Source organism: Streptomyces sp. NBC_00154, assembly GCF_026342835.1.
Classification (GTDB): Bacteria; Actinomycetota; Actinomycetes; order Streptomycetales; family Streptomycetaceae; genus Streptomyces.
On the sequence record NZ_JAPEMI010000001.1, the window covers coordinates 5,390,429 to 5,415,205 of the forward strand.

20 protein-coding genes and 3 rRNA genes are annotated in these 24,777 nt (G+C 66.5%); 14 read left to right on the plus strand and 9 right to left on the minus strand.

What is annotated here, in order from left to right; all coding sequences use genetic code 11:
* Positions 1-16 precede the first annotated feature (16 nt).
* The 3 genes from OHA03_RS24190 to OHA03_RS24200 all read left to right on the plus strand — a co-directional run bounded on the left by OHA03_RS24190 (position 17) and on the right by OHA03_RS24200 (position 1,121).
* On the plus strand, positions 17-133 hold the full coding sequence (locus OHA03_RS24190; protein ID WP_267005888.1) for an SGM_5486 family transporter-associated protein: 117 nt from the start codon (positions 17-19) through the stop codon (positions 131-133).
* Between the two features lie 191 nt (positions 134-324).
* A complete protein-coding gene (locus OHA03_RS24195; RefSeq protein ID WP_267005889.1) occupies positions 325-528 on the plus strand; it encodes a hypothetical protein in 204 nt (67 codons plus the stop codon).
* A gap of 74 nt (positions 529-602) precedes the next feature.
* Positions 603-1,121, plus strand: a complete 519-nt coding sequence (locus OHA03_RS24200; RefSeq protein ID WP_267005890.1) for a histidine phosphatase family protein — start codon at positions 603-605, stop codon at positions 1,119-1,121.
* 88 nt (positions 1,122-1,209) lie between these two features.
* On the opposite strand, the gene serB is transcribed toward OHA03_RS24200, so the two are convergent.
* On the minus strand, positions 1,210-2,487 hold the full coding sequence (gene serB / locus OHA03_RS24205; RefSeq protein WP_267005891.1) for a phosphoserine phosphatase SerB: 1,278 nt from the start codon (positions 2,485-2,487) through the stop codon (positions 1,210-1,212).
* A 165-nt stretch (positions 2,488-2,652) separates the two neighbouring features.
* Entirely contained in the window at positions 2,653-4,323 is a 1,671-nt protein-coding gene (locus OHA03_RS24210) for a streptophobe family protein (protein ID WP_267005892.1), read from the minus strand.
* Positions 4,324-4,567: 244 nt separating this feature from the next.
* Between OHA03_RS24210 and OHA03_RS24215 the strand changes: the two genes are divergently transcribed.
* Entirely contained in the window at positions 4,568-7,147 is a 2,580-nt protein-coding gene (locus tag OHA03_RS24215; RefSeq protein WP_267005893.1) for an FHA domain-containing protein, read from the plus strand.
* A 98-nt stretch (positions 7,148-7,245) separates the two neighbouring features.
* Here OHA03_RS24215 and OHA03_RS24220 read toward each other — a convergent pair whose 3' ends face one another.
* The 3 genes from OHA03_RS24220 to OHA03_RS24230 all read right to left on the minus strand — a co-directional run bounded on the left by OHA03_RS24220 (position 7,246) and on the right by OHA03_RS24230 (position 10,124).
* Positions 7,246-7,995, minus strand: coding sequence for a transglycosylase SLT domain-containing protein (locus tag OHA03_RS24220; RefSeq protein WP_267005894.1), 750 nt, complete (start codon positions 7,993-7,995; stop codon positions 7,246-7,248).
* A 285-nt stretch (positions 7,996-8,280) separates the two neighbouring features.
* Entirely contained in the window at positions 8,281-9,384 is a 1,104-nt protein-coding gene (locus tag OHA03_RS24225; protein ID WP_323181246.1) for an S-adenosylmethionine:tRNA ribosyltransferase-isomerase, read from the minus strand.
* The gene (locus OHA03_RS24230; RefSeq protein ID WP_267005896.1) at positions 9,381-10,124 is read right to left on the minus strand and encodes an SDR family oxidoreductase; all 744 of its coding nucleotides are present in this window, start codon (positions 10,122-10,124) and stop codon (positions 9,381-9,383) included. Before OHA03_RS24230 ends, OHA03_RS24225 begins: the two co-directional genes overlap by 4 nt.
* Before the next feature lie 192 nt (positions 10,125-10,316).
* Here OHA03_RS24230 and OHA03_RS24235 point away from each other — a divergent pair, with 192 nt between their 5' ends.
* The 3 genes from OHA03_RS24235 (at position 10,317) to OHA03_RS24245 (ending at position 12,494) form a co-directional block, all read left to right on the plus strand.
* Positions 10,317-11,462, plus strand: coding sequence for a GAF domain-containing sensor histidine kinase (locus tag OHA03_RS24235; RefSeq protein ID WP_267005897.1), 1,146 nt, complete (start codon positions 10,317-10,319; stop codon positions 11,460-11,462).
* On the plus strand, positions 11,455-12,099 hold the full coding sequence (locus tag OHA03_RS24240) for a response regulator transcription factor (protein ID WP_267005898.1): 645 nt from the start codon (positions 11,455-11,457) through the stop codon (positions 12,097-12,099). Before OHA03_RS24235 ends, OHA03_RS24240 begins: the two co-directional genes overlap by 8 nt.
* A 146-nt stretch (positions 12,100-12,245) precedes the next feature.
* A complete protein-coding gene (locus OHA03_RS24245; protein WP_030974440.1) occupies positions 12,246-12,494 on the plus strand; it encodes a chaplin family protein in 249 nt (82 codons plus the stop codon).
* 166 nt (positions 12,495-12,660) lie between these two features.
* Here OHA03_RS24245 and OHA03_RS24250 read toward each other — a convergent pair whose 3' ends face one another.
* Positions 12,661-13,443 carry a hypothetical protein gene (locus OHA03_RS24250; protein WP_267005899.1) on the minus strand — a complete coding sequence of 261 codons (783 nt, stop codon included), beginning with the start codon at positions 13,441-13,443 and terminating at the stop codon, positions 12,661-12,663.
* Positions 13,444-13,566: 123 nt separating this feature from the next.
* On the opposite strand from OHA03_RS24250, the gene OHA03_RS24255 reads away from it, so the two are divergent.
* The 3 genes from OHA03_RS24255 to OHA03_RS24265 all read left to right on the plus strand — a co-directional run bounded on the left by OHA03_RS24255 (position 13,567) and on the right by OHA03_RS24265 (position 15,903).
* Complete coding sequence (locus tag OHA03_RS24255; protein ID WP_267005900.1) at positions 13,567-14,364, plus strand: ABC transporter ATP-binding protein; 798 nt, start codon at positions 13,567-13,569, stop codon at positions 14,362-14,364.
* Positions 14,365-14,418: 54 nt separating this feature from the next.
* The gene (locus tag OHA03_RS24260; RefSeq protein WP_267005901.1) at positions 14,419-14,847 is read left to right on the plus strand and encodes an NfeD family protein; all 429 of its coding nucleotides are present in this window, start codon (positions 14,419-14,421) and stop codon (positions 14,845-14,847) included.
* A gap of 126 nt (positions 14,848-14,973) precedes the next feature.
* Positions 14,974-15,903 (plus strand): SPFH domain-containing protein, encoded by a 930-nt coding sequence (locus OHA03_RS24265; RefSeq protein WP_267005902.1) that lies wholly within the window; start codon positions 14,974-14,976, stop codon positions 15,901-15,903.
* A gap of 168 nt (positions 15,904-16,071) precedes the next feature.
* Here OHA03_RS24265 and OHA03_RS24270 read toward each other — a convergent pair whose 3' ends face one another.
* The 3 genes from OHA03_RS24270 to OHA03_RS24280 form a co-directional block, all read right to left on the minus strand.
* Positions 16,072-16,578: an HNH endonuclease gene (locus OHA03_RS24270; RefSeq protein WP_030920231.1), complete on the minus strand. Its 507-nt coding sequence runs from the start codon at positions 16,576-16,578 to the stop codon at positions 16,072-16,074.
* 156 nt (positions 16,579-16,734) lie between these two features.
* On the minus strand, positions 16,735-17,265 hold the full coding sequence (locus OHA03_RS24275) for a YbhB/YbcL family Raf kinase inhibitor-like protein (RefSeq protein WP_267005903.1): 531 nt from the start codon (positions 17,263-17,265) through the stop codon (positions 16,735-16,737).
* 43 nt (positions 17,266-17,308) lie between these two features.
* Positions 17,309-18,091: a sporulation protein gene (locus OHA03_RS24280; protein ID WP_267005904.1), complete on the minus strand. Its 783-nt coding sequence runs from the start codon at positions 18,089-18,091 to the stop codon at positions 17,309-17,311.
* Between the two features lie 73 nt (positions 18,092-18,164).
* Between OHA03_RS24280 and OHA03_RS24285 the strand changes: the two genes are divergently transcribed.
* The 4 genes from OHA03_RS24285 to rrf all read left to right on the plus strand — a co-directional run bounded on the left by OHA03_RS24285 (position 18,165) and on the right by rrf (position 24,643).
* Positions 18,165-18,806, plus strand: a complete 642-nt coding sequence (locus tag OHA03_RS24285) for a DNA-3-methyladenine glycosylase (RefSeq protein WP_267005905.1) — start codon at positions 18,165-18,167, stop codon at positions 18,804-18,806.
* Between the two features lie 655 nt (positions 18,807-19,461).
* Positions 19,462-20,987, plus strand: a 16S ribosomal RNA gene (locus OHA03_RS24290).
* A 307-nt stretch (positions 20,988-21,294) separates the two neighbouring features.
* Positions 21,295-24,418, plus strand: a 23S ribosomal RNA gene (locus tag OHA03_RS24295).
* 108 nt (positions 24,419-24,526) lie between these two features.
* Positions 24,527-24,643, plus strand: a 5S ribosomal RNA gene (gene rrf / locus OHA03_RS24300).
* Together the 16S, 23S and 5S rRNA genes form the textbook arrangement of a ribosomal RNA operon.
* Positions 24,644-24,777: the final 134 nt, after the last annotated feature.

Here is a 24,777-nt window from a genome sequence, read left to right on the forward strand (position 1 = left end):
ATGCGAGACTGGCCCCATGCCAGTTCTCGATCCGAATCCCCAGAACGGTCAGAAGAAGCTTCTTCTCGTGCTCGGGGCGATGCTCCTGATCACGGTGATCATCGGAGTGATCGCCTCGGTCGCCTCCCCCTGACGCCTCTCTCCGACGCCTTGGACCGCGCCGCCGCTCCTCGCGCGTTCCGCCGCCGGGGCCGATGGTGGGGCTAGCACCACCATCCCCTAGGGGGCCAGGGTCAGGGTGAAGTGGGTGGGTCGCCGGATGGGACCGGCATCCCCGCATCCGTAAGTTCTGAGTATCAGAACCGATGGCCCACGGAGGCGGACATGGCGGCCCGTACCTACACCCGATCCCCCCGCCCGGCCTCTGCCGGTGTCGAGGTCAGGCTGCCGTGGTGGGCCGTCGCGCTGCCCGCGGTCGCGTTCGGCGCACTGCTGCTGATCTCCGGATCCGGCGAGGCGCACGCCGCGACGGGCGATTCGGCGATCGGTCAGCTGCTTGAGCGAATCGTGGACCTGCTGGCCCGCTGACCCCGTTCACCCGCAGTGGGGGAGCCCTCCAACACCCTGCGCCGGGCGTCTCATTTCGTGCGAAGCTGAGGTGTATGAGCGTCGATACACCTCGCAGGATCGTCCTACTCAGGCATGCAAAGGCGGAATGGTCGCAGGACTCCGACCATGAGCGGCCGCTCGCGGAGCGTGGCCGCAAGGATGCCCCCGTGGCAGGCCGCAAACTCGTCGACTCCGGCATCGTCATCGATCTGGCCCTGTGCTCGACCGCCGTCAGGACGCACGAGACCTGGAAGCTGGCGGTGCACGAGATGCCTCACCGGCCCAAGACCGTGTACGAGGAGCGGCTGTACGAGGCCTCCCTCGGCGACCTGATCGCCCTGCTGAACGAGACCTCCGACGACGTACAGAACCTGCTGCTCATCGGCCACAACCCCGGCATGCATGCCCTCGCGGACGCCCTGGCCGGTTCGGCGGAGGGCGAGACCATGGCCCGGATGACCCGCGGCGGCTTCCCGACCGCCGCGTTCGCCGTGATCGAGTTCTCCGGCTCCTGGAAGGGCGTGGAGCACGGGGTGGGCAAGCTCGTCGAATACTGGACGCCGAACGACTGATCACGCCGCAGTAGGCGGAAAGGCCCCGGCACGGGACGCATGGTCAGTGCCGGGGCCTGTCCCGTGCACGAGGTACGGGGCCGGTCGGTCAGTCGACGAGACCGTCGGCGGCCTCGACCTCCTCACGGGTGATTCCGAGCAGATACAGCACGGTGTCCAGGAACGGCACGTTCACCGCGGTGTGCGCGGCCTCGCGGACGACCGGCTTGGCGTTGAAGGCGACCCCGAGGCCGGCCGTGTTCAGCATGTCCAGGTCATTCGCGCCATCACCGATCGCCACGGTCTGCGCAAGCGGCACCCCGGCCTGCTCGGCGAAGCTGCGTAGCAGCCTGGCCTTGCCCGCCCGGTCCACGATGTCGCCGACGACCCGGCCGGTGAGCTTGCCGTCGACCACCTCCAGAGTGTTGGCAGAGGCGAAGTCGAGCCCGAGCCGTTCCTTCAGATCGTCGGTGACCTGGGTGAACCCGCCGGAGACGACGCCCACTTGGTAACCGAGCCGCTTCAGCGTACGGATCAGCGTGCGGGCGCCGGGCGTCAGTCGCACCTCGGCGCGCACCTTGTCCACCACCGACACGTCGAGCCCCGCCAGCAGCGCCACCCGCGCGTGCAGCGACTGCTCGAAATCGAGCTCGCCGCGCATCGCCTGCGCGGTCACCTCGGCGACCTTGTCCTCACAGCCGGCGTGGGCCGCGAACAGCTCGATGACCTCGTCCTGGATGAGCGTCGAGTCGACATCCATGACGACCAGCCGCTGCGCACGGCGGCTCAGTCCGGCCGATACGACGGCGACATCGACCCCGATCCCGGCGGCCTCGGTGGCCAGCGCGGTCCGCAGCTCCGCGGTCGCGGTGCCGGACACGGCGAACTCGACGGCCGTGACCGGGTACTTCGCCAGCCGGAAGATCCGGTCGATGTTGCCGCCCGTCGACGTGATCGTGGCCGCTATGGCTGCCGTCGACTCGGCGGTCAGCGGGTGTCCGAGCACGGTCACATGGGAGCGCCCGTAACCACGCGGCCGGTTGTCACCGGTCCCGGAGATGATCTCGGCCTGCAGCTTCAGCGATTCGGCCCAGCTGTGCACGGTCGCCCGCAGATCGCCCTCGGTGGTGCCGGCCGCGGCGGTACCACCGGTGGGAGCGGTGACCAGCGCGCACAGGACGATACGGCCACGGGTGACGACCTGCTCGATATCGATGACATCGACCGCGTAGGCGGCGAGCGTGTCGAAGAGCCCGGCGGTGATGCCGGGACGGTCCTTCCCGAAGATCTTGACGAGAAGGGTGGGGGTGTCGGCGCCCTGACGGGACGCAGGGGCCTCAGGGGGCTCAGGAGACGGGGAGGACTGAGGGGGCTGAGATGCGCTCATGGTGCCTCCACCGTATCGGTCCGCCTCACACGCCCGAAGCCCCGTCCCGCGGACCGGACACCGGGAAGGGCTTCCCGACCGGCGCGTTTCCAAGCCGGTCCGGCGCCCGGGAGCGGAGCTTTCACCTGGCGTTCTCGCACTCGCCCGGCGGTCGAGGAAACCCGTTCACCCCCGCGCGGGCGGCCGGTCGGGCGGCGGCCCCCCGTCCGGCCCCCCGTCCCGCGGCGCCGGCCCGGGCCCCGGGGGCGGCACCTGCGGCGCGGTGGGCGGGACGATCGGTCCCACCACCGTCGGCGCCCCGTGGATCGGGTCCGCCGGATGCGGGCGCAGATACGGGTTGGTCTCCTCGTGCGACGGCCGGTACGGCCGCGACGGCGTATACGGCCCAGGCACCGGACCACCCCCACCGCCTTCGTCGCCACCCCGACCCGATGACCCTGCCGGAACCGCAGGAACCGCTCCCGCCCCGCACGCCACCAGCGCCCCCACCCCACCCGCACCCGCACCCCACACCGCACCCAGTACCGCGGCCGTCCCCGGATGCCCGTGCAGCTCGATCCCGGCCCCGAACGCATCGAAGCCCAGCACCGAAAGCGATCCGTCGGCGGAGACCTGCGTCAGCCACACCAGCAGTGGCAGGGCCGCTGCCGTCACGCCTCCGAGCCGCAGCGCACACCGCCCCGCGAACCGGGCGGCGGTCTCCTCTCCCCGGTCGGTACGTGTCGCGGCCAGCACCCCGGCGTACAGCATCATCACCGCGGCGGCGACCGCCAGCAGCCAGACCCGGTGGTCCAGTTCGGCCAGCCTCCCGACCGTCACCGGTTCGTCGGCGGACATCCGCAACAGCTCGTCCAGCGGATCGGGAAGCAGCTTGGCCGGCTCTCCGGTCGCCTGTCCGTCCCACGGCACGAAGAGGCCGAGCGGCACCCCGAGCCACGTCCCGTTCGGCGCCCCGAGCAGCGCGGCACCCGCGATCCGCTTCGGGTGGTCGTCGCCGACCGCCGCGTACGCCGCTGCCGCGCACCCGGCGACCACCGCCACGAGCAGCACTGACACCAGCGCGGACACCGCCGGACGTACGGTCCGGTGCAGCCACGCCAGACGGGACGGCAACGGCGTACGACGCGAGGCCAGAACTGCGATCACCAGCACCCCGAGCACCCAGCAGGCCCCGCCCACCAGCGACTTCACTGCGTCGACCGTGAACCCGACATGGGCCTGCGCCCTTGCGAGATCCGCCAGCCGGCCCGGCAGCAGCCCGCCGAGGTCACCCGGATCACCGAGCCCGCCCGGCAGCAGGTCCCCGATGCCCCCGGCCCCACCGGGGGCGTCACCGTTCGCCCCTGGCACCTCGTCCAGACCCAGCGACGCACCGTCGATCGTCACGACATCGTGACCGGCCCAGGCCAGCCCGCCGAGCACGGCGACGAACATCACCACCACCGCCCCTGCGCGGACCGCGAGTTCGGCACCGGGCAGCGCCGCTCCCGCCCCGCGCAGCGACCGCAGGAAGAAGAAGGAGAGGAACAGCGCACCGGCCAGCCCGACCCCCAGCGGTGTGACCGACAGGGCGGCGTGCGCCTCGGCCCCGTCCAGCCCGAACGCCGAGACATCGCCCGACGGAGAGACCGATCCGCCCGCTCCCAGCACCACCACGGCCGCCGTCATCGGCCCCAGTGCCCCCACCGAGTCGGCGCCGAGCAGATGCAGTCCGAGGGCCGCCGTCCCCGCCATCGCGACCATCGCCCAGCCGACCGAGGCGATGGCGGCCAACACCACATCTCCCCAAGGGATGTGCCCTGTACCGCCACCGCTCCCGCGTACGTCCCTCGCCATCAGGACCCCCTCAATCCGCACCGAGATGACCTGAGTTGACCTAGTCGCTCATGATCCGTACGCACTCATGGGCGCTTACCACTCTCCGAGCATGTTTCTCCCGAGTCAACGGTGCGTGGGCGCAGGTCTCGTCACGGTCCTGAACCGGCCCGACTTTCGTATCGGGGACAGCTCCTGGAATAGTTCCCCACGATGTTCAGCATCCCTAGACTCCCTGTGATGGGGGTAACTCGGGGGACAACTAGTGGGGCGCGGAGTGCCGGAACTCGTACTGGAATTGAATGGAAGGACCTGGACGCTCGATCCGTCCAGGCCGTACACCCTGGGGCGCGATCCGCAGGGCGACCTGTCGATCGACGACGCCAGGGTGTCGTGGCGGCATGCCACGATCAGCTGGGGGGGCCGCAGTTGGTTCATCGAGGACCACGGCTCCACCAACGGCACCTATGTGCAGGGGCAGCGGATCCACCAGATGGACATCGGGCCGGGCTCCGCCGTGTACCTGGGCAACGCCACTGACGGACCGCGGCTGAGCTTCAGCGGATCCGCCGCGGGTGCCGATGTGTACAGCGGCCAGGGTGCGGGCGCGCCGCAGGCCCCCGCCCAGCAGCCCCAGCAGGGTGGTGCCGGCTGGCCGGATCCCGCATCGCAACAGCCCCAGCACCAGCAGCAGGGCCGGCAGCAGACGCCCCAGGGCCAGCCGCAACAGCACGCCCAGCACCAGCAGCCTCACGTGCCGCACCAGCAGGGCATGGCACAGAAACCCGGCGCAGGTGGTCCCGGCGGTGCCGCGGGGGCCCCGCCGGTCTACGGCGACCGCAGCCCGACCACGTTCCACCAGCTGGACCTCGGCCGTGTGATGCGCATCGGCCGTGCGCTGGAGAACGAACTCGTCGTCTCCGACCTCCAGGTCTCGCGCCACCACGCCGAGTTCCACGCGACCCCCGACGGCCGCTTCGAGATCCGCGATCTCGGTTCCCACAACGGCACGTACGTCAACGGTCAGCCGCTCCACAAGTCCGGCTCCGCGCTCATCGGTCCGAACGACATCGTGGGTGTCGGTCACTCGACGTTCCGTCTGGTCGGCGACCGGCTCGAGGAGTTCGTCGACACCGGTGAGGTCTCCTTCTCCGCCCGGCACCTCACGGTGACGGTCGACGGCGGGAAGCAGATTCTCAAGGACGTCTCGTTCGGCGTCCCGGAGAAGTCGCTCATCGCAGTCATCGGCCCGTCCGGTTCCGGCAAGTCCACCCTGCTCAAGGCGCTCACCGGCTACCGGCCCGCCAACCAGGGCGATGTCCTCTACGACAACCGGAACCTGTACAAGCAGTTCGCCGAGCTGCGCCAGCGCATAGGCCTGGTCCCGCAGGACGACATCCTGCACAAGGAACTCACGGTCACCAAGGCCCTCAAGTACGCGGCCAAGCTGCGCTTCCCTGCGGACACCACCGAGGCCGAGCGCCAGTCCCGGATCCATGAGGTCCTCGCCGAGCTCAAGCTCGACATCCACAAGGACAAGAAGGTCACCTCGCTCTCCGGTGGCCAGCGCAAGCGTGTCTCCGTCGCCCTCGAGCTGCTCACCAAGCCGTCGCTGATCTTCCTGGACGAGCCGACCTCAGGCCTCGATCCGGGTATGGACCGCGATGTCATGCAGCTGCTGCGCGGTCTCGCCGACGACGGCCGTACGGTCCTCGTCGTCACGCACTCGGTCGCCGAGCTGGCGATCTGCGACAAGCTGCTCGTCATGGCGCCGGGCGGTTCCGTCGCCTACTTCGGTCCGCCGGAGGAAGCGCTCAACTTCTTCGGCTACACCACCTGGGCCGACGTCTTTTCCGCGTTCGAGAACTACCGCGACTACGACTGGGCGGGCCGCTGGCGCGGCTCGCAGCACTACCAGATGTACGCCGCGGACATCGACGCCGTCGCCGCACAGTCCGTACACATGCCGCCGCCGCAGCAGATGCGTCCGCCGAAGCCGCAGGGCTGGATGACGCAGCTGTGGACGCTGATCCGTCGATACGTGTCGGTGATCGCGTCCGACAAGGGCTTCATGGGTCTGATGGTGATCCTGCCCGCGGTCCTCGGCATCGTCAGCGTGGTCATCCCTGCCGATTTCGGCCTGGCCCCTCCGAAGCCGCCGTCGAAGTTCAACGGAGACGCCGGAACGATCATGCTGATCCTCGCGGTCGGCATGTGTTTCTCGGGTGCGGCCAACTCCGTACGAGAACTGATCAAGGAACGCGTCATCTACGAACGGGAACGGGCCACCGGCCTCTCCCGCTCCGCCTATCTGATGTCCAAGGTGATCGTCCTCGGCGCGATCACGGCCATCCAGGGCGTCATTATCTGCGGCATCGGCTTCGCCACCCGCGACCTGCCCGAAGAGGGCCTGATCATGCCGCCGGCCGTCGAGCTCTGCGTCACGATCACTGCGCTGGGCTTCACCTCGATGATGTTCGGCCTGGTGATCTCCTCGCTGGTGAAGACCGCCGAGAAGACCATGCCGCTGCTGGTCATGTTCGCGATCGTCCAGGTCGTCTTCACCGGCATCCTCTTCCAGGTGTACGGATCGCCCGGCCTGGAGCAGTTCGCCTGGCTGATGCCGTCCCGTTGGGCCATCGCGGCCGCGGGCTCGACGCTCGACCTCGCGCACCTGATGCCGCCGTGGGACCAGAAGAACCCGACCGACCTCGACCCGCTGTGGGAGCACACGGCCGGTCAGTGGGGGATGAACATCGCGGTGCTGCTGTTCCTCGGCATCATCTGCGGCTTCGCGGTGGCGCGCCTGCTGCGCCGCCACGAGCCGGAAGTCATGCGCAAGTAGCGCAGGGGCGCAGCGTGCACAGCACGCACGGAACGCCGAAGGGCGGCACCCGGAATGGGGTGCCGCCCTTCGGCGTTGTGCATGGCGCCTCGGGTTGATCAGTACGCGCTGTTGACGTTGTCGATCGAGCCGTACCGGTCGGCGGCGTAGTTGGCCGCGGCGGTGATGTTGGCGACCGGGTCGTAGATGTTCGTCGAGGTACCGGAGACGTGGTACGCGTTGAACGTCGGCTGGATGACCTGCAGCAGGCCACAGGACGGGGTGCCGTTCTGGGCGTTGATGTCCCAGCCGTTGACCGCGTTCGGGTTACCGGTGGACTCCCGCATGATGTTGCGGTGCAGGCCGTCGTACGAGCCCGGGATGCCGTGGGCCTTCATGATGTCCAGCGCCTCGGTGATCCAGCCGTTCAGGTTGTTGGCGTAGACCGGCGTGCGGGCGACGGAGCGGCTGGCGGCCTGGGGGGACCGCTTCGCGACATCGGCCTTGGCCTTCGCGGCGGCCTTCGCCCTGGCCTTGGCCTTCGCGACAGCCTTGGCCTTCGCGGCGGCCTTCGCCTTCGCCTTGGCGGCGGCGGCCTTCTTCGCCTTGACGGCGTCGGCGGCCTTCACCAGCTTCTCGGCGGTGGAGTGCTGCTCGATGATGCTGGCCTGGATGGTCTTGGCCTGCGGGAGGCCGTCGATGACCACCGGTGCGGCGGAGGCGGCCTGCGGCTCGGCAGGGGTCTCGGCGTGGGCCGGGACGAGGGAGAGCGAGAGGGCGGCGCAGCAGGCGGCGGAGACACCCGCGGCAGAGAGCTTCTGGGTCTTGCTCAGACGACGAAGACGGCTGTGGATGCTGGACGTGGACATGCAGTCGTACCTCTTCGAATTGCGGGTCCTCACGGAGGACGAAGACGGATGCGACGGGTTCGCATCTCCGTCGGGGACGAGAGCAATTCTTAGCGGGCGCAAAATGCTGAGGCAATTATGTGACGTACGAACCCGGATAGTGGATCACGGACCCGCTCCTACGTGACGGCCCGCGCTCATGCCGACTGGTGTGGGGCTTAAGTATCCACTACGGAGCTTCGTAAGTGACGTGTGTCCTATGTGCGGCCTCACACCGACCGGGTAACAATCTCGCCATCCGTTGCTTCAGCAATTCGGAGTGTTATGTTCCGGATCGGGGAATAGCAGATGCACGTCCCCGAACTCGTGCCAGAGGTACCGATGGCGCAGCGCCTCCGCGTATCCGCACTGCAGCGGGGCCCGCCCCGCGACCGCCTCCAGCATCAGCAGATGGGAGGCCTCCGGCTCGTGCAGCCCTGTCAGCAGACCGTCCACCGCCCGCACGCCGCGCTGCGGCGTCACCACCAGATCCGTCCAGCCGGCGGCCGCGCGCACCACCCCGTCCGCCCCCGCCGACGACTCCAGCGCCCGTACCGCCGTCGTACCGACCGCGATGACCTTCCCACCGCCTGCCCGTGCCGCATTGACCAGCCAGGCCGTCGCGCGCGGTACGACGAAGCGCTCCGGGTACGGCGGCTCGTGCGCCTCCGCCGAGGCCACCCCCGTATGCAGCGTCAGCGGCGCGAACTGCACGCCGCGGCTGACCAGCGCGGCCACCAGCCGCGTGGTGAACGGCCGAGCGGCGCTCGGCATCTCCGCCGATCCGCTCCCGTCGGGGGAGTCCACGGCGAAGACAGTCTGATATGCGGACAGCGGCTGGTCCCGCTCCGTATAGCCGTAACGGATCGGCCGCCCGTACTGCCGCAGCAGCCCCGGCACCTCCACCGACACCCGCGCCCACCACAGCCTGGCCCCCACCGTCGCACCCAGCGGCCCCGTGCCGTACCCGCCCGTGCCGCCCAGTGGCTCCTCCAGCACCAGCCGTGAACCGCCCGGCAGATGCACGACGGCCCCGGCCGGCCCACCGCGGCGGGGCACCGTCGCTCCCGTCCCGTCCGGGCGGCGCAGCTCCACCGCCCACCGCCCGTCATCGCCCCGCGTCGAGAAGTGCACGACGACGCGGGCACCTCCCACCCGGCCGTTCACAGCGGCGGGCAGCGTCGGCGACGTATTGACCACGAGTACGTCCCCGGCCCGCAGCTGCCCCGGCAGGTCGCGGAACGCATGGTGCGAGACCTTCTGCCCGCGCGACACCAGCAGCCGTACGTCGTCACGCCCCGCACCCCTCTGCTCCGCAGGCACTCGTGCCGAGAGCTCCGCGGGCACCCGCAACGCATCCAGTGCGGTCACAGTCCCGCCCCCGACCACGCCGACCCGGCCGGCTCGGAATCGTCCGGCTCCGACTCCGCCGGCCACGGCGCCGCATACCGCCCGCTGGCCGGCCGCCGCTCCAGCAGCCGCAGGAACGCGGGAACCACACTTTCCGGAAGCGGTCGCGGATCGTCGTCGTCCGGTACCGCCGCCGCATAGAGACCGGTCTGCATGTCTCCCGGATCGACCGCCCACACCCGCAGCCCCGGCTCCTCCACCCCCAGCACCGCGGCCAGCTGGTCGAGTGCCGCCTTCGACGCCCCGTAACCGCCCCAGGTCTCGTACGGCTCCGCCGCCGCATCCGAACTCACCACCACGACCGCGCCCGCCGCCGAGGCTCGCAGCAGGGGCAGCGCCCCCTGCACCAGACCGAGCGCCGCCACCAGATTGGTCTCCAGCGCCTGCCGCAGCCCGTCCAGCGGCAGCGCATCGAGCCGCACGAGCGGCTCGGCGCCCAGCGCACTCGCATTGCTCACCAGCAGATCGAGTCCGCCGAGCTCCCCGGCGGCGGCCACCAGCTCCCGGCGGTGTCCGGCGTCCGTGACATCGCCGGGCACTGCGACCACCCGTGCCCCGTACCCCGCCAGCTCCGTCGCCGCCCCCTCCAGCACCCCGGCGGTCCTGGCATCCAGCACCAGATCCCAGCCCCGCTGTGCGAGCGCCGCGGCCAGCGCACGGCCCAGCCCCTTCGAAGCGCCCGTGATCATTGCGACAGGCATGACAACCGTCTCCTTATTACGTCGGCAATGGCCGATGAACCCTCGGCACAGCCAACGTAGGAACGCCCCCACACGCCGCGCCTCGGCCGTGAGCCGCACCCCCGCAAGGAACTTCGACCTAGGCCCAGCGCCCTAAGCACCCGCCGTCCACAGGCCGATACGGCGCGGCCACCCCGCCGGTACGGTGAGGCCATGAGTCACAGCCCACCGTCGGGCCTCGCAGCGGTCAGTGCCGCACTGCTCGCCATGAGCCGGCACCTGGAAATGCGTGACGTCCTGAAGACGATCGTCGCCTCGGCCCGCGACCTGCTGGACGCCGAGTACGCGGCCATGGGCGTCCCCGACGACCACGGCGGTTTTGCCCAGTTCGTCGTCGACGGCGTCAGCGACGAGCAGTGGAAGGCCATCGGCCCGCTGCCCCGGCAGCACGGCATCCTCGCCGCGATGCTCCACGAGGCGAAGCCCCAGCGCCTCGCCGACGTCCGCAAGGACCCCCGTTTCGAGGGCTGGCCCGACGCCCACCCCGACATGTCCGATTTCCTCGGCCTGCCGATCAGGGACGGCGACGAAATCATCGGCGCGCTCTTTCTCGCCAACAAGCGATGCCCCAAGCCACAGGGCGGTTGCGGCTTCACCGCACAGGACGAGGAGCTGCTGTCGATCCTCGCCCAGCACGCGGCGATCGCCCTCACCAACGCCAGACTGTACGAGCGCAGCCGTGAGCTCACCATCGCCGAGGAACGGTCCCGGCTCGCCCACGAGCTGCACGACGCGGTCAGCCAGAAGCTGTTCTCCCTGCGGCTGACGGCCCAGGCCGCCGCCGCCCTGGTCGACCGCGACCCGGCCCGCGCCAAGAGCGAGCTCCAGCAGGTCGCCGTGCTGGCCGCCGAGGCGGCGGACGAGCTGCGAGCCGCCGTCGTCGAGCTGCGCCCCGCCGCGCTCGACGAGGACGGCCTCGTCGCGACGCTCCGTACCCAGATCCAGGTCCTGGACCGCGCCCACAGCGCCCGGGTCACTTTCGAGAGCCTCGGCGTACGGGCCATGCCCGCCGCTCAGGAGGAGGCGCTGCTCAGGGTCTCCCAGGAAGCCCTGCACAATGCGCTGCGCCACTCGGGCGCCGAACGGGTCGACGTCACGCTGGCCCGGCGCGGCTCCGGCACGGTACTGCGGATCACCGACGACGGCAGCGGATTCGAACCCATGGCGACCCGGCAGGCCGGCCGCCATCTGGGACTGGTGTCGATGCGGGACCGCGCGAGCGGTGTCGGCGGAAGGCTCACCGTTGAATCGGCGCCCGGCAAGGGCACCACGATCGAGATGGAGGTACCCGGTGGCTGACAAGATCATCAGGGTGCTGCTGGTCGACGACCACCAGGTGGTGCGCCGCGGTCTGCGTACGTTCCTGGAGATCCAGGACGACATAGAGGTCGTCGGCGAGGCGGCCGACGGCGCGGAGGGTGTGGCCAGGAGCGAGGAGCTGCGCCCCGACGTGGTCCTGATGGACATCAAGATGCCGGGCACGGACGGCATCGAGGCGCTCCGCAAGCTCCGGGAGCTGGAGAACCCGGCCAAGGTGCTGATCGTCACCAGCTTCACCGAGCAGCGCACGGTGGTCCCCGCCCTGCGCGCGGGCGCCTCCGGCTACGTATACAAGGACGTCGACCCGGACGCACTGGCCGGCGCCATCCGCTCGGTGTACGCGGGCCATGTCCTGCTCCAGCCGGAGGTCGCCGGAGCCCTGCTCGCCCAGGAGGACGCCGGCGGCGGTACGGGCCGGGGGAGCACTCTCACCGAACGGGAGCGGGAAGTACTGGGCCTGATCGCCGACGGCCGTTCCAACCGTGAGATCGCCAGGGCGCTGGTCCTCTCCGAGAAGACCGTGAAGACGCACGTCTCGAACATTCTGATGAAGCTGGATCTGTCGGACCGCACCCAGGCCGCCCTCTGGGCCGTCCGACATGGGGTGGCAGGCTGATCAGGGCTGAAGCGGACCGGTTCCCTCCAGACTGAGATTCATACTGTCGGGTGTATGTCACCCGTACGGCGCATCCTGTCCGGCACGGGAGCGTTCTCCATGCGTGCTGCGGCGGCTGGCCGCAGCGATGCTAGGAGGATCCTGAAGTGAAGAACCTGAAGAAGGCCGCTGCCGTCACCGTGATCGCCGGTGGCATCATCGCCGCCGGCGCGGGCGCGGCCTCCGCCACCGGCCACGGCGCGGGCGCCCACGGCGCAGCGACCCACTCCCCGGGCGTGGTCAGCGGCAACGTCATCCAGGTCCCGGTCCATGTCCCGGTGAACGTGGTCGGCAACACGGTCAACGTGATCGGCCTGCTCAACCCGGCCTTCGGCAACTTCGGTCTGAACGGCTGACCCGCACAAGCCAGTTGATGCCGGACGGGCCCAACCAGGGATCCGTCCGGCATCAACCATGCAGCACCGCGTCCCAAGTGGCGGTCCATCAACCTCAACCATCGATCCTGTCCGGCGGTAGAGGGCGGAGCGGCCACCGGACGGCCCCAGTGCTCCACCCTGCCGGCTACCCCCGCTCCCGGCTCTCCACATAGGCGTTGTACGCGGCCACCTGAGCCCGCCGGGCCACTCGCTCCACCGGCCGCAACGCGTCCGCCCGCGCGGCGATCTCCGACGCGCTCACCGCCCCGCCGTGCCCGTTCTCGGACGCCACCGAGATCAGCAGCCCCACCCGCTGAGCCAGCTCCAGTACTCGTACCGCCCGTGGCGGATACCCGGGAGCGAGCACCTCCCGCCCCCGCTCCACCCGCGCCCGGTACGCATCCACCGCTGCCTCCGCCACCGGCCCCGAGCCGGCCACGTCCAGCCGCGACAGCACCGCCGTCGCATCCCGCAAGGCCTCCGCGAGCTCCCGCTCCGCCTCGCTCAGCGATGGGACATCGGCCGGCGTTGCCTCCCGCACCGGCAGGCAACGCCACACCACCTCGACGTGCAGATCCCCGGCCGGCCCCACCTCCCGGACCTCGGGCACCAGCCCGTAGGGCACACCGGAAGCGATCACCGCCTCCTCCGCCTCCAACGCCCGCGCGTTGAATTCCGGCGGACCGCTGAGCCCCAGCGGATGCCCCGGCACCGGCAGTGCGACCCGGAAGCCCGTCGCCCCCAGTCCCCGCAGCCGCCCCAGCGCGAGCGTGAGCCCGACCGGCCCCGCCTCACCAGGCAATCCCTCGACGCGGTGCACCGCGTCCTCTCCGACAATCGCGAGCACCGCGTCGTCCGGCGACACAAGTCCGGCCAGAAGCGCGTTACCCCATGCGGCCAGCAGCCCTGAGCGTGGTTCCGAAAGCATGGGAACAGCCTAGGGAACCGGACCTAAGAGCCGGAGCACTCCTGGGGTGGCGTAAGTTTTGCCTGGGAGCTGTGCCCGCAGGCACGCGACGATCTCGAGACTGTATGGGGAGACAACGCGCTCATGAGCGATGTACTGGAGCTGGTGGACGTATCCGTGGTCCGCGACGGACGCGCTCTGGTGGACGACGTCTCCTGGTCGGTCAAGGAGGGGGAGCGCTGGGTCATCCTCGGCCCGAACGGCGCCGGCAAGACCACTCTCCTCAACATCGCGTCCAGCTACCTCTTCCCGACCAAGGGCACCGCCAAGATCCTCGGCGAGCAGCTCGGCGGCGTCGGCACCGACGTCTTCGACCTGCGCCCCCGCATCGGTATCGCGGGTGTCGCCATGGCCGAGAAGCTTCCCAAGCGCCAGACGGTCCTGCAGACGGTGCTCACCGCCGCGTACGGCATGACCGCCACCTGGCACGAGAACTACGACGCCGTCGACGAGGACCGCGCCCGCGCCTTCCTCGACCGGCTCGGCATGACCGAGTACCTCGACCGGAAGTTCGGCACCCTCTCCGAGGGTGAGCGCAAGCGCACGCTGATCGCCCGCGCCATGATGACCGACCCCGAGCTCCTCCTCCTCGACGAACCCGCCGCCGGTCTCGACCTCGGTGGCCGCGAGGACCTGGTCCGCCGCCTCGGCCGGCTCGCCCGTGACCCGTTCGCCCCCTCCATGATCATGGTCACCCACCATGTCGAGGAGATCGCACCCGGCTTCACCCACGTCCTCATGATCCGTCAGGGCAAGGTCCTTGCCGCGGGCCCCATGGAGACGGAGCTCACCTCCCGGAACCTCTCCCTCTGCTTCGGTCTGCCGCTCATCGTCGAGCACGCCAGCGAGCGATACACCGCGCACGGCCTTCCGCTGTCCTGAATGTCCTGATCGCAACCCTGTCGGCGAAGGGACCCGCGGTCCTACCATGACCACGTGGACATCGACGCGTGGGTGTGGTGGCTGATCGGCGCGGTCGGGCTGGGCATTCCGCTCGTGCTGACCGCGATGCCCGAGTTCGGGATGTTCGCTGTCGGAGCGGTCGCCGCGGCAGTCGTCGCGGCGCTGGGCGGCGGCATCGTGGCCCAGGTCCTGGTGTTCGTGGTGGTCTCCGTCGCGCTCATCGCGGTGGTTCGCCCGATCGCCGCCAGACACCGCGCGGACCGGCCCCGACTGGCCACCGGCATCGACGCACTGAAGGGCCGTCAGGCTGTCGTCCTGGAACGGGTCGACGGCAACGGCGGCCGCATCAAACTGGCCGGCGAGGTCTGGTCCGCGCGCGCATACGACGGGGAGCAGAGCTTCGAACCCGGCCGGCACGTGGATGTCGTGGACATCGACGGGGCCACGGCCGTGGTCATGTGACCGAACCGCACACACGGCGGACCGCGGTCTGCCAGACTCGATGTCGATCATCATGAGATCCGGACCTCATGAGATCCGACCCCGATCATCGCGATCCGTCGGCAACCGAAGGGCACGAGGAACACGATGCAACCGATCATCATCGTCCTGATCATTCTGGTGGTGCTCGTCTTCATCGCCCTGATCAAGACGATCCAGGTCATCCCGCAGGCCAGCGCAGCCATCGTGGAGCGCTTCGGCCGCTACACCCGTACGCTCAACGCCGGCCTGAACATCGTCGTTCCGTTCATCGACACCATCCGCAACCGGATCGACCTCCGTGAACAGGTCGTCCCGTTCCCGCCCCAGCCGGTGATCACCCAGGACAACCTGGTCGTCAACATCGACACCGTCATCTACTACCAGGTGACGGACGCGCGCGCCGCGACGTACGAAGTCGCCAGCTACATCCAGGCGATCGAGCAGCTCACCGTCACCACCCTCCGCAACATCATCGGCGGCATGGACCTGGAGCGGACCCTGACCTCCCGCGAGGAGATCAACGCCGCCCTCCGCGGAGTCCTCGACGAAGCCACCGGCAAGTGGGGCATCCGCGTCAACCGTGTCGAGCTCAAGGCGATCGAGCCGCCCACCTCCATCCAGGACTCGATGGAGAAGCAGATGCGCGCCGACCGGGACAAGCGCGCAGCGATCCTCCAGGCCGAAGGAACGCGGCAGTCCGCGATCCTCACCGCGGAGGGCGAGAAGCAGTCCGCGATCCTGCGCGCCGAAGGTGAGGCCAAGGCCGCGGCCCTGCGCGCCGAGGGCGAGGCCCAGGCCATCCGTACGGTCTTCGAGTCGATCCACGCAGGCGACCCGGACCAGAAGCTGCTCTCGTACCAGTATCTCCAGATGCTCCCGAAGATCGCCGAGGGCGACGCCAACAAGCTCTGGATCGTGCCCAGCGAGATCGGCGACGCCCTCAAGGGCCTCAGCGGCGCCTTCGGCAACCTCGGTACGGGTCTCCCCGGCTTCAACACCGGCAAGGAGCGCCGCGAGGAACCCCCGGTCGACTGACGCGTACACACCCCGGGCCTGATCAGTGCGCCGCGCACCGATCATGCCGAGGGATGCCGGACGACCCTCCTGCAACCTCGCATCGGCGAAGCTGATCCGCAGACACACGGAAGCCCGCCTTCTTACGTACGAAGACGGGCTTTCGGTACGACGTTGTACGTACGTCTCCTACGCCGCGGTCCGGTCCAGCCACTCCGGCAGCGCCGACCGCTCACCGGCCCCCATCGCCAGCAGCATCGCCTCCGCAGGCGACGGGACGAACGGCTCCCGCAGCAACGGCATCCCCGCCTGCTCGGGCGTCCGGGCCGCCTTGCGGTGGTTGTCCTCGGCGCAGGACGCCACCGTATTGAGCCAGGTGTCCTGACCGCCCTGGGCCCGCGGCACCACATGGTCGACGGTTGTCGCCCGCCGCCCGCAGTACGCGCACCGGTGCTGGTCCCGTATCAGCACACCTCTTCTGGACCACGGCGCCTGTCTTCGGAACGGCACCCGTACGTACCGGCAGAGCCTGATCACGCGGGGCACCGGAATGTCCACGGCGGCGCCACGCATACGGAGATCGGGGTGCGACTGCTCGACGACAGCCTTGTCCTGCAGGATCAGCACCACTGCACGGTTCAGCGTCACCGTCGACAGCGGCTCGAAGCTCGCGTTGAGAACCAGCGTGTCCCGCATTTCGCCCACCTCCCGTGTGCCGCCCGCCCCCCGGCAGGCCCGGATCAACTCTGGCTGGGCAGGCCGTGATGGACAACGCAATAAAAAATGCCCTGCCCTGATCTCTCCAAGACCAGGGCAGGGCAAACAGCAGGGGAACTCTCAGCTCACCGAGTACTAGGCGGGACCGGGGTACTCACCGATCAGCTGGGCACGTCCCAGCGTGTGGAACCGCAGATTGAAGCCGACGACCGCCGGCGACACATCGCTGTCGGCCCCCAGCTTCTCGGTGTCCACCGCGTACACGGTGAAGACGTAGCGGTGGTTCTCCCCGGGCGGCGGCGCAGCACCGCCGAAGTCCTTCGACCCGTAGTCGTTACGGACCTGAACAGCACCCTCGGGCAGCCCGTCGAACTTTCCGCTGCCCGCACCGGCCGGCAGCTCCGTGACCGACGCCGGGATGTCGAAGACGACCCAGTGCCAGAACCCGCTGCCCGTCGGAGCATCTGGATCGAAGCAGGTCACGGCGAAACTCTTGGTGTTCGCCGGGAACCCTTCCCACCGCAGCTGCGGCGAGGTGTTCCCGGCCGCGAACACCTGGGCATCGGCCAGTACGGCCCCAGGGGTGAGATCCTCGCTCACCACCGTGAACGACGGCACCTCGGGATGGAAGTCATGCGGAAGCGGCGGCCTCTTCGGCTCGGTCACGTCAACACCTCTCCTGATCGGCTCCGGTAACTCGCCATCGACCCTAGAGCCAGTTGCGCTGACCGCCGACCTGGGCGAGCCACTGGTTGAGGTACGCCGCCCAGTCGGTCCCCTGGTAGTCGTGCAGGTCGACCTTGAACGCGCGGTAGGAGTCGCTGCCCTCACTGAAGAGCCCCGGCTTCTTGTCCATCTCCAGGACGACATCCATCTCGCGGTCGTCCGCGACGAACGTCAGCTCGACCTGGTTCAGCCCCCGGTACTGCTGCGGCGGGAAGAACTCGATCTCCTGGTAGAACGGCAGCCGCTGACGCGTACCGCGAACGTGACCACGCTCCATGTCCGCGCTCCGGAAGCCGAAGCCCAGCTGCCCGAACGCGTCCAGGATCGCCTGCTGCGCCGGCAGCGGGTGCACATTGATCGGGTCGAGGTCGCCCGAGTCCAGTGCCCGTGCGATCTCCAGCTCGGTCGTCACACCGATGTTCATGCCGTGCAGGTGCTGACCGGCGAACATCGTGATCGGCGTCTCCCACGGAATCTCGAGCCCGAACGGCACGACGTGCACCGCACCGGCCTGCACCTCGAACGCACCACCGAGCCGCAGCTTGGCGAACTCGATGTCCTGCTTCATCTCCTGGTCGTTGCCCTCGACCTCGACGCGCGCCTGCAGGCCGACCGACAGTCCCTCGATCTGCTGCGCCACGGAACCGCCCTGGATGCGCACCTCGCCCTGGACGACCCCACCCGGTACGACGTTGAGCTCGGTCAGCTCCGTCTCCACCGAAGCACCACCGGCACCCATGCTCGCGAGCAGCCGCTTGAAGCCCATGTTTACTCCTCCTTGGTCCTGACCCGTACATACGCGCCACGACCGTAGTCGGTTCCCGGTAACCTCGATCGCCATGATCGAGGGCTTGGACCGTACGCCGCTGACACGCGATTTCTTCGACCGCCCCGTACTGGACGTGGCACCTGACCTGCTGGGCCGGACGCTGGTACGGGACACGCCCGACGGCCCCATCGAACTCCGCCTCACCGAGGTGGAGGCGTACGCGGGCGAGATCGACCCCGGCTCCCATGCCTTCCGCGGCCGCACCCACCGCAACAGCGTGATGTACGGACCGCCCGGCCACGTGTACGTCTACTTCACCTACGGCATGTGGCACTGCCTCAATCTGGTGTGCGGCCCCGAGGGCATGGCGAGCGGTGTACTGCTCCGGGCCGGCGAGATCCGCGTGGGTGCCGAGCTCAGCCGCAAACGTCGATTCTCGGCCCGCAATGACAGAGAACTGGCCAAAGGGCCAGCCCGTCTGGCCACCGCCCTGGACGTCGACAAGGCCCTGAACGGCACCGACGCCATCGCCCACCCGGGTGCTTCGTTGTCCGTGCTGCACGGCACCCCGCCACCCTGCGACCAGGTACGCAACGGGCCTCGCACCGGCGTGGGCGGCGACGGTGCCTTGCATCCCTGGCGCTTCTGGATCGACGGCGACCCCACCGTGAGCCCCTATCGCCCCCATGCGCCACGCCGCCGCGCAACTTGACTCGCCCCGGCGAGCCGCCTAACGTAGTCCGAGCCGCTTGAACGGGTACTGCTGTCGGCACGGTCCATCGGACCGAGCCTGAGCACTCGGAAGCGGCCAAACACTACCTTCGACTCACCCTGGCGGGTGCGATTTCGGCATGCCGAAATTCGAACCCATCGACTCGATTATGAGCCGCCAAGGAAATCGACTAAAGTAGTGAACACGCCGAAAGGCAAAGGGCACTCCAACGGCCATCGGAATCAAATTCGGACCGGAAACGGAACGAAAAGGAGTCTGGTAAGGTTGGAACCGCCGGAAAGGGAAACGCGAAAGCGAAAACCTGGAAAACGGAACCCGCTTCGACCGGGAATCGGACACGAAAGAGTCTGATAGAGTCGGAAACGCAAGACCGAAGGGAAAGCCCGGAGGAAAGCCCGAGAGGGTGAGTACGAAGGAAGCGTCCGTTCCTTGAGAACTCAACAGCGTGCCAAAAGTCAACGCCAGATATGTTGATACCCCGGCCTGTTTCGGCAGGTTGGTGGTTCCTTTGAAAGTCCTGCCGGGCCCTTGTGGTTCCGGTAGGCAATTACACAGCGAGGACGCTGTGGACGGTCGGTCTTATTCCGGCTGATCGTCCCGCTCTCGTGATGTGTCTCCCGATTACGGGAAAACATTCACGGAGAGTTTGATCCTGGCTCAGGACGAACGCTGGCGGCGTGCTTAACACATGCAAGTCGAACGATGAAGCCTTTCGGGGTGGATTAGTGGCGAACGGGTGAGTAACACGTGGGCAATCTGCCCTTCACTCTGGGACAAGCCCTGGAAACGGGGTCTAATACCGGATAACACTCTGTCCCGCATGGGACGGGGTTGAAAGCTCCGGCGGTGAAGGATGAGCCCGCGGCCTATCAGCTTGTTGGTGGGGTGATGGCCTACCAAGGCGACGACGGGTAGCCGGCCTGAGAGGGCGACCGGCCACACTGGGACTGAGACACGGCCCAGACTCCTACGGGAGGCAGCAGTGGGGAATATTGCACAATGGGCGAAAGCCTGATGCAGCGACGCCGCGTGAGGGATGACGGCCTTCGGGTTGTAAACCTCTTTCAGCAGGGAAGAAGCGAGAGTGACGGTACCTGCAGAAGAAGCGCCGGCTAACTACGTGCCAGCAGCCGCGGTAATACGTAGGGCGCAAGCGTTGTCCGGAATTATTGGGCGTAAAGAGCTCGTAGGCGGCTTGTTGCGTCGGTTGTGAAAGCCCGGGGCTTAACCCCGGGTCTGCAGTCGATACGGGCAGGCTAGAGTGTGGTAGGGGAGATCGGAATTCCTGGTGTAGCGGTGAAATGCGCAGATATCAGGAGGAACACCGGTGGCGAAGGCGGATCTCTGGGCCATTACTGACGCTGAGGAGCGAAAGCGTGGGGAGCGAACAGGATTAGATACCCTGGTAGTCCACGCCGTAAACGTTGGGAACTAGGTGTTGGCGACATTCCACGTCGTCGGTGCCGCAGCTAACGCATTAAGTTCCCCGCCTGGGGAGTACGGCCGCAAGGCTAAAACTCAAAGGAATTGACGGGGGCCCGCACAAGCAGCGGAGCATGTGGCTTAATTCGACGCAACGCGAAGAACCTTACCAAGGCTTGACATATACCGGAAAGCATCAGAGATGGTGCCCCCCTTGTGGTCGGTATACAGGTGGTGCATGGCTGTCGTCAGCTCGTGTCGTGAGATGTTGGGTTAAGTCCCGCAACGAGCGCAACCCTTGTTCTGTGTTGCCAGCATGCCCTTCGGGGTGATGGGGACTCACAGGAGACTGCCGGGGTCAACTCGGAGGAAGGTGGGGACGACGTCAAGTCATCATGCCCCTTATGTCTTGGGCTGCACACGTGCTACAATGGCCGGTACAATGAGCTGCGATGCCGCGAGGCGGAGCGAATCTCAAAAAGCCGGTCTCAGTTCGGATTGGGGTCTGCAACTCGACCCCATGAAGTCGGAGTTGCTAGTAATCGCAGATCAGCATTGCTGCGGTGAATACGTTCCCGGGCCTTGTACACACCGCCCGTCACGTCACGAAAGTCGGTAACACCCGAAGCCGGTGGCCCAACCCCTTGTGGGAGGGAGCTGTCGAAGGTGGGACTGGCGATTGGGACGAAGTCGTAACAAGGTAGCCGTACCGGAAGGTGCGGCTGGATCACCTCCTTTCTAAGGAGCATCTAGATTCCGCAAGGAATCCAGAGCCACTACGTCGGCAAATGTTCGACGGTGGTTAGCTCATGGGTGGAACGTTGACTATTCAGTACCTGGTGGTTCAACCGGGTCGTAAGTACTGCTCCTCGGAGCGTGGAAAGCGGACCGATTGAATTCCGGGTACTGGGCGCGCTGTTGGGTGTCTGAAGGTATGGCCGCAAGGTTGCCTTCAAACGCCGGCCCCAGTGAACTCGCCCTTAGGGGTGGGGTGATGGGTGGCTGGTCGTTGCTTGAGAACTGCACAGTGGACGCGAGCATCTGTGGCCAAGTTTTTAAGGGCGCACGGTGGATGCCTTGGCACCAGGAACCGATGAAGGACGTGGGAGGCCACGATAGGCCCCGGGGAGCTGTCAACCGAGCTTTGATCCGGGGGTGTCCGAATGGGGAAACCCGGCAGTCGTCATGGGCTGTCACCCGCTGCTGAACACATAGGCAGTGTGGAGGGAACGAGGGGAAGTGAAACATCTCAGTACCCTCAGGAAGAGAAAACAACCGTGATTCCGGGAGTAGTGGCGAGCGAAACTGGATGAGGCCAAACCGTATGCGTGTGATACCCGGCAGGGGTTGCGCATGCGGGGTTGTGGGATCTCTTTTTCACAGTCTGCCGGCTGTGAGGCGAGTCAGAAACCGTTGATGTAGGCGAAGGACATGCGAAAGGTCCGGCGTAGAGGGTAAGACCCCCGTAGCTGAAACATTAACGGCTCGTTTAAGAGACACCCAAGTAGCACGGGGCCCGAGAAATCCCGTGTGAATCTGGCGGGACCACCCGCTAAGCCTAAATATTCCCTGGTGACCGATAGCGGATAGTACCGTGAGGGAATGGTGAAAAGTACCGCGGGAGCGGAGTGAAATAGTACCTGAAACCGTGTGCCTACAAGCCGTGGGAGCGTCGCATGCAAGCTTGCTTGCATGTCGTGACTGCGTGCCTTTTGAAGAATGAGCCTGCGAGTTTGCGGTGTGTTGCGAGGTTAACCCGTGTGGGGAAGCCGTAGCGAAAGCGAGTCCGAATAGGGCGTTTTAGTAGCGCGCTCAAGACCCGAAGCGGAGTGATCTAGCCATGGGCAGGTTGAAGCGGAGGTAAGACTTCGTGGAGGACCGAACCCACCAGGGTTGAAAACCTGGGGGATGACCTGTGGTTAGGGGTGAAAGGCCAATCAAACTCCGTGATAGCTGGTTCTCCCCGAAATGCATTTAGGTGCAGCGTCGTGTGTTTCTTGCCGGAGGTAGAGCACTGGATAGGCGATGGGCCCTACCGGGTTACTGACCTTAGCCAAACTCCGAATGCCGGTAAGTGAGAGCACGGCAGTGAGACTGTGGGGGATAAGCTCCATGGTCGAGAGGGAAACAGCCCAGAGCATCGACTAAGGCCCCTAAGCGTACGCTAAGTGGGAAAGGATGTGGAGTCGCAGAGACAACCAGGAGGTTGGCTTAGAAGCAGCCACCCTTGAAAGAGTGCGTAATAGCTCACTGGTCAAGTGATTCCGCGCCGACAATGTAGCGGGGCTCAAGCGTACCGCCGAAGTCGTGTCATTCCAGCATATAGGGCCAACGCCTGCTGGGATGGGTAGGGGAGCGTCGTGTGCCGGGTGAAGCAGCCGCGGAAGCGAGTTGTGGACGGTTCACGAGTGAGAATGCAGGCATGAGTAGCGATACACACGTGAGAAACGTGTGCGCCGATTGACTAAGGGTTCCTGGGTCAAGCTGATCTGCCCAGGGTAAGTCGGGACCTAAGGCGAGGCCGACAGGCGTAGTCGATGGACAACCGGTTGATATTCCGGTACCCGCTTTGAAACGCCCAGTACTGAATCAGGCGATGCTAAGTCCGTGAAGCCGGCCCGATCTCTTCGGAGTTGAGGGTAGTGGTGGAGCCGACGAACCAGACTTGTAGTAGGTAAGCGATGGGGTGACGCAGGAAGGTAGTCCAGCCCGGGCGGTGGTAGTCCCGGGGTAAGGGTGTAGGGCGTGTGATAGGCAAATCCGTCACACATTAAGTCTGAGACCTGATGCCGAGCCGATTGTGGTGAAGTGGATGATCCTATGCTGTCGAGAAAAGCCTCTAGCGAGTTTCATGGCGGCCCGTACCCTAAACCGACTCAGGTGGTCAGGTAGAGAATACCGAGGCGTTCGGGTGAACTATGGTTAAGGAACTCGGCAAAATGCCCCCGTAACTTCGGGAGAAGGGGGGCCATCACTGGTGATTGGATTTACTCCATGAGCTGGGGGTGGCCGCAGAGACCAGCGAGAAGCGACTGTTTACTAAAAACACAGGTCCGTGCGAAGCCGTAAGGCGATGTATACGGACTGACGCCTGCCCGGTGCTGGAACGTTAAGGGGACCGGTTAGCTGACTTTCGGGTCGGCGAAGCTGAGAACTTAAGCGCCAGTAAACGGCGGTGGTAACTATAACCATCCTAAGGTAGCGAAATTCCTTGTCGGGTAAGTTCCGACCTGCACGAATGGCGTAACGACTTCTCGACTGTCTCAACCATAGGCCCGGTGAAATTGCACTACGAGTAAAGATGCTCGTTTCGCGCAGCAGGACGGAAAGACCCCGGGACCTTTACTACAGTTTGATATTGGTGTTCGGTTCGGCTTGTGTAGGATAGGTGGGAGACTTTGAAGCAGCCACGCCAGTGGTTGTGGAGTCGCCGTTGAAATACCACTCTGGTCGTGCTGGATGTCTAACCTGGGTCCGTGATCCGGATCAGGGACAGTGTCTGATGGGTAGTTTAACTGGGGCGGTTGCCTCCTAAAGAGTAACGGAGGCGCCCAAAGGTTCCCTCAGCCTGGTTGGCAATCAGGTGTTGAGTGTAAGTGCACAAGGGAGCTTGACTGTGAGACCGACGGGTCGAGCAGGGACGAAAGTCGGGACTAGTGATCCGGCAGTGGCTTGTGGAAGCGCTGTCGCTCAACGGATAAAAGGTACCCCGGGGATAACAGGCTGATCTTCCCCAAGAGTCCATATCGACGGGATGGTTTGGCACCTCGATGTCGGCTCGTCGCATCCTGGGGCTGGAGTCGGTCCCAAGGGTTGGGCTGTTCGCCCATTAAAGCGGTACGCGAGCTGGGTTTAGAACGTCGTGAGACAGTTCGGTCCCTATCCGCTGCGCGCGTAGGAATATTGAGAAGGGCTGTCCCTAGTACGAGAGGACCGGGACGGACGAACCTCTGGTGTGCCAGTTGTCCTGCCAAGGGCATGGCTGGTTGGCTACGTTCGGAAAGGATAACCGCTGAAAGCATCTAAGCGGGAAGCCTGCTTCGAGATGAGTATTCCCACCCCCTTTGAGGGGTTAAGGCTCCCAGTAGACGACTGGGTTGATAGGCCAGATGTGGAAGCCCGGCAACGGGTGGAGCTGACTGGTACTAATAGGCCGAGGGCTTGTCCTCAGTTGCTCGCGTCCACTGTGTTGTTCCCGGGTTGCGAACAGTCGCACCGGTTGAACAGCTTCACTACTTAATTGAAAAGTGTGCTTGTTCGCTAGAACCCGATGGGGTTTCGGTGGTCATTGCGTTAGGGAAACGCCCGGTTACATTCCGAACCCGGAAGCTAAGCCTTTCAGCGCCGATGGTACTGCAGGGGGGACCCTGTGGGAGAGTAGGACGCCGCCGAACAATCTTTCAAGGACCCTTGGTCCCAGCGTTCATGCTGGGACCAAGGGTCCTTTTTTGTTTTGCCGAAGCGCGTCGGGTGGCCGACTGCGCGAGAATGTGTGTAGTACCCGAAGACAGGAGTTCCACCCATGTCC

What these genes read in the sequence shown, in the direction of transcription:
- OHA03_RS24280 (WP_267005904.1), bottom strand. Translation starts at nt 18,091, where the DNA reads ATGGGCTTCAAGCGGCTGCTCGCGAGCATGGGTGCCGGTGGTGCTTCG.
- OHA03_RS24230 (WP_267005896.1), bottom strand. Translation starts at nt 10,124, where the DNA reads ATGCCTGTCGCAATGATCACGGGCGCTTCGAAGGGGCTGGGCCGTGCG.
- OHA03_RS24195 (WP_267005889.1), top strand. Translation starts at nt 325, where the DNA reads ATGGCGGCCCGTACCTACACCCGATCCCCCCGCCCGGCCTCTGCCGGT.
- OHA03_RS24210 (WP_267005892.1), bottom strand. Translation starts at nt 4,323, where the DNA reads ATGGCGAGGGACGTACGCGGGAGCGGTGGCGGTACAGGGCACATCCCT.
- OHA03_RS24285 (WP_267005905.1), top strand. Translation starts at nt 18,165, where the DNA reads ATGATCGAGGGCTTGGACCGTACGCCGCTGACACGCGATTTCTTCGAC.
- OHA03_RS24250 (WP_267005899.1), bottom strand. Translation starts at nt 13,443, where the DNA reads ATGCTTTCGGAACCACGCTCAGGGCTGCTGGCCGCATGGGGTAACGCG.
- OHA03_RS24235 (WP_267005897.1), top strand. Translation starts at nt 10,317, where the DNA reads ATGAGTCACAGCCCACCGTCGGGCCTCGCAGCGGTCAGTGCCGCACTG.
- OHA03_RS24190 (WP_267005888.1), top strand. Translation starts at nt 17, where the DNA reads ATGCCAGTTCTCGATCCGAATCCCCAGAACGGTCAGAAGAAGCTTCTT.
- serB (WP_267005891.1), bottom strand. Translation starts at nt 2,487, where the DNA reads ATGAGCGCATCTCAGCCCCCTCAGTCCTCCCCGTCTCCTGAGCCCCCT.
- OHA03_RS24220 (WP_267005894.1), bottom strand. Translation starts at nt 7,995, where the DNA reads ATGTCCACGTCCAGCATCCACAGCCGTCTTCGTCGTCTGAGCAAGACC.
- OHA03_RS24265 (WP_267005902.1), top strand. Translation starts at nt 14,974, where the DNA reads ATGCAACCGATCATCATCGTCCTGATCATTCTGGTGGTGCTCGTCTTC.
- OHA03_RS24270 (WP_030920231.1), bottom strand. Translation starts at nt 16,578, where the DNA reads ATGCGGGACACGCTGGTTCTCAACGCGAGCTTCGAGCCGCTGTCGACG.
- OHA03_RS24200 (WP_267005890.1), top strand. Translation starts at nt 603, where the DNA reads ATGAGCGTCGATACACCTCGCAGGATCGTCCTACTCAGGCATGCAAAG.
- OHA03_RS24255 (WP_267005900.1), top strand. Translation starts at nt 13,567, where the DNA reads ATGAGCGATGTACTGGAGCTGGTGGACGTATCCGTGGTCCGCGACGGA.